This window comes from Mycobacterium sp. TH-M82, assembly GCF_057473605.1.
Map to the genome: position 1 here is coordinate 1 of NZ_JBYCKY010000662.1, position 9,527 is coordinate 9,527.

Sequence of the window (9,527 nt, forward strand, 5' to 3'; positions counted from 1 at the left end):
TGACGATCCGCAGCACGTTCAGGCCGGCGATCTGCCCGGCCTCCTTGGTGGCCTGACGCTGGGCGTCGTTGAAGTAGGCGGGCGTGGTGATCACCGCGTCGGTGATGTCCTCACCCAGGTAGGCCTCCGCGTCGCGCTTCAGCTTCATCCGCACCCGGGCGCTGATCTCCTGCGCGGTGTATTTCTTGCCGTCGATCTCAACCGACCAGTCGGTGCCCATGTGACGCTTGACCGAGCGGACGGTGCGGTCGACGTTGGTCACCGCCTGGTTCTTGGCGGGCTGGCCGACCAGCACCTCGCCGTTGCGCGCGAAGGCGACGATCGACGGCGTGGTGCGCGAGCCCTCGGAGTTGGCTACGACGACGGGGTCGCCGCCCTCTAACACCGCGACGACGGAGTTGGTGGTCCCGAGGTCGATTCCGACCGCACGAGCCATGGTGTTTCCTCCCTAAATAGACGTTTGTGAGGTCTGAGCGGACCGCACTCAAGGATGCATACATCCACCGCGTGCTGTCAAACTCAGGATTGAGCGTATATCGCTCAATGCATCGATGGCATCAACGAGGTTGATCGGCGGTTTGTTCCCGGTCAGACCGGAGACCGGAGGTGTCGGTTCTCACCCAACTTGTCTTTTTCTCACGCTTGTGTCCCGGCGTGTCCGCTGACATTAGCCTGGTTAGGCGCTGCGGTGCAGCAACCGACATCTGCAAACAGGGGCCCGGAGCCCGCACGGCATCCGCCGCGAAGGAGCAGCACCCGATGAGTAGCACACCGATCGCCGACTATGCCCTGCTGTCGGATCGACACACCGCAGCGCTGGTCAGTCGTGGCGGATCGGTCGATTGGTTGTGCCTGCCGCGCTTCGATTCACCGTCGGTGTTCGCCCGACTCCTTGATGCGCGGGCCGGGCATTTCGCTGTCCACCCCACTGACGCTGCCGCCAAGGTGACCCGCTGCTACCTCGATGAAACCATGGTGCTCGAGACATCGTTCGCTACAGCCACTGGAACGCTGGTGTTGCAGGATGCGCTGGCGACCGGTTCGCAACGCGATCCCCACCAACTCGGCGCTGCGGCGCCCAGGATGCTGGTGCGCCGCTTAGCGTGTGGCGGCGGCGAGGTCGAGGTCGACATCGAGTTCGTGCCACGCCTGGAGTACGGCCTGGTTTCCCCGCTGATCTCGGCCGCCTACGGCGGAATCGTCGCGAGGGGCGGAGCTGACGTTCTCTTCCTCTCCTGCCCGGTGGGGCTGGCGGTCACCGACGCAGCCGCCACAGGGCGGATCCTGCTGCGTGCCGGCGACGAGCTGACCCTCGGGTTGACCCACCGCACCAGCTCCGAACCGTTTCCCACACCGGTCTTGGCTGACGAACTCGACCAGGCGCTGAAGGAGACGATCGATGCATGGCGGGCCTGGTCACACCTCCACCAGGGGTATCAGGGGCCGTGGCGTGAACTGGTGCATCACAGCGGCCGGGTCCTGCAGGCATTGACTTACCAACCGACGTGGGCGGTCGTGGCCGCACCGACCACCTCACTTCCGGAGGAAGTCGGCGGGGAACGCAACTGGGATTACCGGTACTCCTGGGTCCGAGACGCCAGCTTCACCCTGGAGGCCCTGTGGGTGGCCGCGTGCCCGGATGAAGCGCACCAATTCTTCGAATACCTCGCCGTCAGTTCGGCGGGCCAGCTGCGGAGTGGTGCGGACTTGCAAATCATGTTCGGTGTCGGCGGCGAACACGACCTGACCGAACGTGAGCTCGGCCATCTTGGCGGCTGGCGCGCCAGCACCCCGGTGCGCGTGGGTAATGGTGCCTGGAATCAGCGGCAGATCGATGTCTACGGTGAGCTGCTCGGGGCGGCACACCGGCTTGTCGACCAACTCGACCCGGGACACCCCAGCGCAACCGCCTGGCGCGAGTTCCTCATCGCGTGCGCAGACACCGCAGCGCGGCGCTGGCGAGAGCCCGATCAAGGGATCTGGGAAATACGTGGCGCGCCGCGGCATTTTCTGTACTCGAAACTGATGTGCTGGGTGGCTCTGGACCGGGCCATCGCAATGGCCGACAAGCTGGGCGCCCACCACAAGGTTGAGGGCTGGCAGGCGACGGCCAATGAGATCCGCGACCAGATCCTCACCAAGGGCTGGAGTGACACGGCCAACTCCTTTACCCAAACGTTCGGCGACGACAGCCTCGACGCATCCAATTTGATGATCCCGCTGGTCGGGTTCCTGCCCGCCACCGATCCGCGGGTGCTGGTCACCATCGACGCCGTGGCCGAGCGGCTCACCGATTCTCACGGGCTGGTCTACCGGTACCGCACCGGCGAAGGCCGCAACGCCGATGGTCTCTCCGGCGAAGAGGGCACCTTCTTGCTGTGCACGTTCTGGCTGGCCCAGGCGATGGCTGAGGCCGGCCAGGTCAATCGCGCACACGCCGTTTTCGAGCGCGCTGCCCGCCATCGCAACGATGTGGGCCTATTCGCCGAAGAGGTCGACCCGGCCAGCGGCGAGCTGCTAGGCAACTTTCCCCAGGCATTTAGCCACATCGGGTTCATCAACGCCGCCTGGGCGATCGCCCAAGCCGAGGGCGCGGGTTGATTGCGGTCGCCGGCCCGCGGGTGTGAACTCCCCATTTTCTGCCGATGGGCCGGGAAATTCGAACTACTGTGCTGGTATAGACATCTGTTGACGGCGGGGGAGTGACGCGACAAAGCCAGGGCGGCCAACACCGAGCGCGTGACCGTTGCGCGCGGAGGCTGGACGTTGATCGGGTTTCGACAATCCCGAATACCCGCCGAACTGAACCACACGCAGAGAGATCATCGTGATGGCACAGCGCCCACACGCCGACAGGTGGCCAAGCTTGCGGGTCGACGACTGGGCCGCGACGCGGGACACCCTGCACATGTGGTCCCAGATCGTCGGCAAGATCCGGCTAGTGCATGCGCCGATGGTCAACCATTGGTGGCAGGTCACCTCCTATGTGACGCCACGCGGGTTGAGTACGTCGGCGATCCCGCACGGCACCGACGTCGTCGACATCGAATTCGATTTCATCGACCACCGGCTGCTGATCCGCGCCAGCACCGGCGCAACCCGCAGCGTGCGCCTGGAACCCAAATCGGTGGCGCAGTTCTACTCCGAAACCATGCAGGCGCTCGATGAACTGGGAATGCCCACGCGCATCCGGGCACGCCCCAACGAAGTCGATCCCGCCCTGCCGTTCGCCGAGGACGTCGAACATACCTCGTACGACGCTGAGGCAGCACAGCTGTTCTGGCGGCAGTTGATACAGGCCAACCGGGTGTTCGGCGAGTTCCGATCCCGCTTCATCGGCAAGGTCAGCCCGGTGCATTTCTTCTGGGGAGCAATGGATCTCGCCTGCACCAGGTTTTCCGGCCGCCGCGCCCCTCAGCACCCGGGCGGCGCCCCCAACGTCGGGGATTGGGTGATGGTGGAGGGGTACTCGCATGAGCTGAGCAGCTGCGGGTTCTGGCCCGGGGGTGGCGATGAGGGCGCGTTCTATGCCTACGCCTACCCCGAGCCCGAGGGCTTCGCCGACCATCCGGTCGCCCCCGCGGGGGCCGGCTACAGCAGGGACGTCGGCGAGTTCCTGCTGGCCTATGAGGTGGTGCGTCGGGCAGCCGACCCGGACCGCATGCTGCTCGGGTTCCTGCAGGACACCTACGAAGCGGCGGCGATCCGGGCCGGCTGGGATCGGGCGGCGCTCGAAGACGACCCGGACCGCTGGAGGTCTCACCAGATACGCGCGTGAAGGGGCGTGTCTTTAGGCGTCGAGCCGGGCGTGCATCTCCCAGGCCAGCAGTTCCGAGAGTTGCAGTGCGTGGATGCGTTGGCCCCCGAAGCCAGTCAGACGCACCGCGTCGCCGTGGTCGAGGCGGCCGACGCCCGCGACGTCGACGGCGCCGTCGGCGACATAGAGGTGCACCCACGGCGCATCGGGCAGCGTCACCGACGCGGCGGGGTCAAGCCTGGTCGCGTGCAGCGTCGCATGCCTGTTACGGATGTGGATCGCCGCATCATCGCGAAAGCACGGCATCCCGGAGGCGACCGGGGTCCAGGCGTTGGCCAGCCGGACGGCCTGCACGATCGCTATAGTGCGCGCCGCGGCACTTATCGGGTGCTCTACCGAGTAGATGGCGAAGATCAGCAAGTAGCCGTGGTGGGGGTGTTGAGCGGGGTGGACGCATACCGTGCTCGATGAACAGCAGCCAACGGCTAAGGTCTAGCGGGTGCGCCCCGCGCCGCGCGCATTGTACGAGCCCGCGGCGACAGAGACGATAGGAACGCGATGTCACACCTGCCGGAAACGTCGCACCTGGCGCCCGCGGACCTGCTCACCCGTGAGGACACCGGCTATCACAAGGATTTGCGGCCCCGGCAGTTGCAGATGATCGCTCTCGGCGGCGCCATCGGCACCGGGTTGTTCCTGGGCGCCGGCGGGCGGCTGGCGTCGGCCGGGCCGGGATTGTTCCTGGTGTACGCGATCTGCGGCAGCTTCGTGTTCCTGATCCTACGGGCACTCGGTGAGCTGGTGCTGCACCGCCCGTCGTCGGGTTCGTTCGTGTCCTACGCCCGCGAATTCTTCGGGGAGAAAACGGCTTACGTGGCGGGCTGGCTGTACTTCCTGAACTGGTCGATGACCGGGATCGTCGACACCACCGCGATCGCGAGTTACTTCCACTACTGGCGGGCGTTCGAATGGGTCCCGCAGTGGACATTGGCGCTGATCGCACTGACGGCGGTGCTGTCGATGAACCTTATCTCGGTGAAGCTCTTCGGCGAACTGGAGTTCTGGGCGGCGCTGATCAAGGTGGTGGCGCTGATGACATTCCTGGTCGTCGGCACGGTATTTTTGGCCGGGCGCTACCAGGTCGACGGGCAGGGCACCGGCTTACATCTGTGGACCGACAACGGCGGGTTGCTGCCGACCGGCCTGCTGCCCCTGGTGTTGGTCACATCAGGGGTGGTGTTCTCCTACGCGGCGGTGGAACTGGTCGGCACCGCCGCCGGCGAGACGGCGGAGGCGGAGAAAATCATGCCGCGCGCGATCAACTCGGTGGTCGCACGCATCGGGATCTTCTACGTCGGATCGGTGGTGCTGCTGGCGCTGCTGCTGCCCTACACCGCCTACAAGGACCACGAAAGCCCGTTCGTCACGTTCTTCTCCAAGGTCGGTTTCACCGGCGCCGGAACCCTGATGAACGTGGTGGTGCTGACCGCGGCGTTCTCCAGCCTGAACGCCGGGCTGTATTCCACCGGGCGCATCCTGCGCTCGATGGCGGTCAGCGGCAGCGGCCCCAAATTCACCGCGCCGCTGTCGCGCAACGGCGTACCGTACGGCGGGATCCTGCTGACCGGCGGGGTCGGCCTGTTCGGTGTTCTGCTCAACGCCGTCCGCCCGGGACAGGCCTTCGAGATCGTTCTCAACATCGCGGCGTTGGGCGTTATGTGCGCCTGGGCGACGATCGTGGCCTGCCAGCTGCGGTTCCAGCGCTTGACGAACGCCGGCGTCCTGGCGCGACCGCGCTTCCGGATGCCGCTGGCCCCCTACAGCGGATATGCCACCCTGGCGTTTTTGGCCGGCGTGCTGGTGTTGATGCTGCTCGACAGGCGAGCCGGAGCGTGGATCGCGGCGACGCTGGCAATCGGCACCCCGGCCCTGATCGGCGGCTGGTTTCTGGTCCGCGGCCGGGTGAGGGCCACCGCCGAGCAACTGTCGACCTCACCCGAGGAGGACCGTACCGTCGTGCTGCAGGCATCCGACCCGGAAGAGTAGCAACCAATGGCCCGCAACCGATTCGCCGCCAAGCCGCCACTGTACGGAATGCTGCTGCTCTTCCTTGCCATCGCGATCGTGGCCGTCACCGCTTACCTGCACCCCGGCTGGTGGTCGATCCCCGGCTATGCGGTGGCCGCGGTCAGCTCGGTGGCCGGCTTCGTGCTGGCGTTCCGCGACTTTTCGTGACGGACAGGTGATCCGGTGGTGCCTGCCGGGGCCCGTCACCGCGTGCGTACGCTGAGCTTCGGTACGCGTCAGTGTCGGGGAGTGTAGTGCGGACATCGGATCGGATCAGGCATCGGACCAAGGTCGGTGTGGCCTGCGGATGGCCGGCGTTGGTGATCACCTTGTTGGTCGCCGGGTGCACCCACACCACCGACGGCACACCCGTCGCCTCCCCGGGGGCCGGGGCGGGCGAACCCTCGTTCCCGACAACCCGGCCCAGCGTGTCGCCACCCACCTCGCCGGTACCGTCCAGGCCGTCCAGACCCGGCGCGCCAGCTACCCCGACCACACCGGCCGGGGCCATCCCGCTGGCGCCCAACGACAACGGCTATGTCTTCATCGAGACAAAAACCGGCAAGACCCGATGCCAGATCTCGGCGCAGAGCGTGGGCTGCGAGGCGGAGTTCACCGACTCCCCGATCAAGGACGGTCAGCACGCTAACGGCGTCAGCATCAGCTCCGACGGCACCGTGACATGGGTGCTGGGCAACCTCGGCGCCATCCCCGTGGTCACCATCGACTACCGCACTTACGCTGCGCAGGGCTGGACCATTGCGGCCAGCACCGACGGCACCCGGTTCACTAACAACCGCACCGGCCACGGCATGTTCGTCAGCGTCGGCAGGGTAGAGACGTTCTGAAGGGATCGGTTTAGCGCACAGCCCGTGTCACAGCGGTCTTCCTGGAGTGCGGGCGCCTAACATCAATCTTCGTGCAACGCTACCAACCCCCAGAGGACGCCGGCGACGAGCCGACCAGGTTCGCCGACTACGGCGGCAGGGCAGGAGGCGGGTACGGCGGTCCGGAGGACTTCTACGGCGACCCGCCCGGACAGCCCCCCGGCCCGCCGGAGCCACCGGCCAACCCGTGGTATCTCAAGCCCGGGGCGTTGATCGGCTGGGGTGTGCTGATCGGAGTTCTGCTCGCGGTGGTGATTTGGGGCGTCCTGCAGCTGAGCAAGGGCGACTCGGGTCGGACCACCTCCACCACCACATCGTTCATCTCGGCAACCACCGCCGTGACAACAACCACAACTACGCCAACCACCACCACCACGCCGACCACCACCACCACAACCACCACCACACCGCCGACCACCACCACAACCACCACCACACCGCCGACCACCACCACGACGACATCGGGGGCAGTTCTTCAGGTGCCGCTGCCGTCAGATATCAACATCCCGGGCCTGCCGCAGATCCAGTTGCCGCCCGGCCTCTGAGGACACCACGGGCCGTAGCGGACCGCTATTGTTGGGGATTGGGCCGCCGAGCCACCCAACCACGACCCAGGACGTACGACATGAGCGATCCGCTCGGCCTGTCCATCGGGACGTTCAATCTGGTCGCGGCGCGTGCGCGCCGGCAGCCGGTGGCACGCCGATCGGTGCTGACGCTGTTCAGTGCGCAGTTACCGCAAGTGGGTGTGCCCGAAGAGAAACCGGAGCCGACCGAACCCGGCTTGGTGCTGCGCGGGTTCGTCGAGCGAGCCGGCGACCCGGTGCCACTCGTCGCGGCCGACGGGTCCGCCCACCGCGTCGAGGAACTGGTGGCCGACGCCCTCGACGCGCTGGGCCGCCTGGTTGGCTACGGCACGCCGGTGTCGATCGCCTTCCCCGCACACTGGGGGCCGGGCCCGCTCGAAACGCTGCGCACCGCAGTGCGGTCCAAACCCGGTCTGGCGCCCGGGGGTGTGCCGCCGGTGATGCTCACCGACGCCGCGGCGGCAACCGCCGTGCTACGCACCGAACCGGGGCTGCCGCGGGACGGCGCCGTGGCACTGTGCGACTTCGGCGCCGCCGGCACCAGCATCACCGTCTTGGACGCCGCCGCAAATTTCGAACCGGTCGGGCCAGCCGTGCGCTACGGCGGCTTCGCCGGCGAACAGATCGACCGGTCGATCTTGAACTACCTGCTGGCCGGGCTGCACGACACCGGCGGCAGCGATCCCACCTGGCGGCACCTTCCCGTTGCGGGGCACACCGCGACGCTCGGGTCGTTGACCCGGCTGCGCGACGAATGCCGGGCAGCCAAGGAACGCCTGTCCGCACAGGCCGCGACCGTCGTTCCGGTCGAGCTACCCGGGTTCCGCGGCGACATCAGGCTGACCCGGGATGAGTTGGCCGGTCTCATCTCATCTCCACTGGCCGGCGTTCTCGACGCCATCACAGATACTTTGGCACACAACAAGGTTCCGTCTACAAGGCTGACCGCGGTAGCGATCGTCGGCGGGGGTGCCGCCATCGCGGCCGTCGGTGCGTATTTATCCGAGCGGCTGCGGGTACCGGTGATCACCACGCCGCAACCGGGCTTTGCCGCGGCCGTCGGTGCGGCGCAGGCGGGACGACAACCCCCACAAGACACCACGGCCCGGGCCAGCACCCCCGAGCAGCCAACCCACATGACCCCCACTGCATGGACCGCCGACGCGGCTCACGGCGACGAATCGGTCACCTTCCGTGCGCTGGCGTGGTCGCAGGATAACGCCGGGCCCGACGAGCCGGTGCCCTACTCCGGCGCCGACTACACCTTCAGCACCTCGCACGCAGGTGGCTCCGGTGTCGGCGCACCCCCGGCGGCCGGGCCGGCGCACCCCGGCGCAACCGGCTACCCTGTTGAGCCTGTCGAGCCCGAACCGTTGGCCTGGTACAAGCGGCCCGTGGTGCTGTTCGGCCTGGCCGCGGCGCTGGCCCTGGCTGCGACCGGGGGGCTGGCCTACACGTTGACCGCATCTCGCAGCCCGGCCGGCAGCACCACCGGCGTCACCACCCCGGGCGAACCGCCCGACGCGGACTCCCAACCGGCGCCGGAGTCACCCGCCACGGTGACCGTGACCGCACCTGACGGCAGCAGATCCGTATCGACGATCCCGTCATCGCCCAGTAGCACCAGCAGCACTTCGGCACCCACCAGTAGCACCACCACGACCACCACCGAGTCGCAGCCGACCACAACCACCCAGACCACCCAGACCACCCAGACCACCCAGACCACCCAGACCACCCAGACCACCAACCAGCCCACCACCACCGCCACGCCGCAGTCACCGCCATCCACCACGGCGGCACCGTCGGCTACGTTGTCAACTGCGGGTCCCGTGAAACCGACTGCACCCACCGGCAGCCCATAGCGATTGCCAATCCACTGGGCCGTCCTACTGTGAGCGGATAGGGTTAGGCAGCGAGGCTAAGCCACCACCAGGCAACAACAACCACGTTGCTGGACAATAAGTTGCGGATTGGAGAGACGCTCCGTGCCCCCCGAGAACACCCAGATGCTGGTCAGACTTGTCGTCGGCTTATCCGCCACGGCGATCGTCGCCTATTTCGCCGCCAGTCGGGTCGTCTGGTTGTACCGAATCATCATGGCCGGCCAGCCGGCCACCGGGCGCACCTCGCAGCTGCTGACCCGGATCACCACGCAGATCCGCGAGGTGGCCGGTCAGACGCGGCTGCTGAAATGGTCGATCCCGGGTGCGGCGCACTTCTTCACCA

The 9,527-nt window shown here is 67.0% G+C and carries 10 protein-coding genes; 8 read left to right on the plus strand and 2 right to left on the minus strand.

Annotated elements, in window-relative coordinates:
- The coding region (locus AC2VON_RS19445) for an Hsp70 family protein (RefSeq protein WP_486954415.1) at window positions 1-436 on the minus strand (436 nt) is incomplete at its 3' end.
- Between the two features lie 323 nt (window positions 437-759).
- On the opposite strand from AC2VON_RS19445, the gene AC2VON_RS19450 reads away from it, so the two are divergent.
- Together AC2VON_RS19450 and AC2VON_RS19455 are read left to right on the plus strand one after the other, a co-directional pair.
- Window positions 760-2,601, plus strand: a complete 1,842-nt coding sequence (locus AC2VON_RS19450) for a glycoside hydrolase family 15 protein (RefSeq protein WP_486954416.1) — start codon at window positions 760-762, stop codon at window positions 2,599-2,601.
- Window positions 2,602-2,830: 229 nt separating this feature from the next.
- Window positions 2,831-3,778 (plus strand): DUF5996 family protein, encoded by a 948-nt coding sequence (locus tag AC2VON_RS19455; protein ID WP_486954417.1) that lies wholly within the window; start codon window positions 2,831-2,833, stop codon window positions 3,776-3,778.
- Window positions 3,779-3,790: 12 nt separating this feature from the next.
- Here the strand turns inward: AC2VON_RS19455 and AC2VON_RS19460 are convergent, their stop codons facing one another.
- On the minus strand, window positions 3,791-4,177 hold the full coding sequence (locus AC2VON_RS19460; protein WP_486954418.1) for a hypothetical protein: 387 nt from the start codon (window positions 4,175-4,177) through the stop codon (window positions 3,791-3,793).
- A gap of 138 nt (window positions 4,178-4,315) precedes the next feature.
- On the opposite strand from AC2VON_RS19460, the gene AC2VON_RS19465 reads away from it, so the two are divergent.
- From AC2VON_RS19465 to AC2VON_RS19490, 6 genes are all read left to right on the plus strand, one after another.
- A complete protein-coding gene (locus AC2VON_RS19465) occupies window positions 4,316-5,803 on the plus strand; it encodes an amino acid permease (protein WP_486954419.1) in 1,488 nt (495 codons plus the stop codon).
- A 6-nt stretch (window positions 5,804-5,809) separates the two neighbouring features.
- On the plus strand, window positions 5,810-5,992 hold the full coding sequence (locus AC2VON_RS19470) for a hypothetical protein (protein ID WP_486954420.1): 183 nt from the start codon (window positions 5,810-5,812) through the stop codon (window positions 5,990-5,992).
- A 128-nt stretch (window positions 5,993-6,120) separates the two neighbouring features.
- Window positions 6,121-6,672: a hypothetical protein gene (locus AC2VON_RS19475; RefSeq protein ID WP_486954423.1), complete on the plus strand. Its 552-nt coding sequence runs from the start codon at window positions 6,121-6,123 to the stop codon at window positions 6,670-6,672.
- 71 nt (window positions 6,673-6,743) lie between these two features.
- Complete coding sequence (locus AC2VON_RS19480) at window positions 6,744-7,256, plus strand: hypothetical protein (RefSeq protein WP_486954421.1); 513 nt, start codon at window positions 6,744-6,746, stop codon at window positions 7,254-7,256.
- 80 nt (window positions 7,257-7,336) lie between these two features.
- Window positions 7,337-9,163, plus strand: coding sequence for an Hsp70 family protein (locus tag AC2VON_RS19485; RefSeq protein WP_486954422.1), 1,827 nt, complete (start codon window positions 7,337-7,339; stop codon window positions 9,161-9,163).
- A 144-nt stretch (window positions 9,164-9,307) separates the two neighbouring features.
- The coding region (locus AC2VON_RS19490) for a hypothetical protein (RefSeq protein WP_486954424.1) at window positions 9,308-9,527 on the plus strand (220 nt) is incomplete at its 3' end.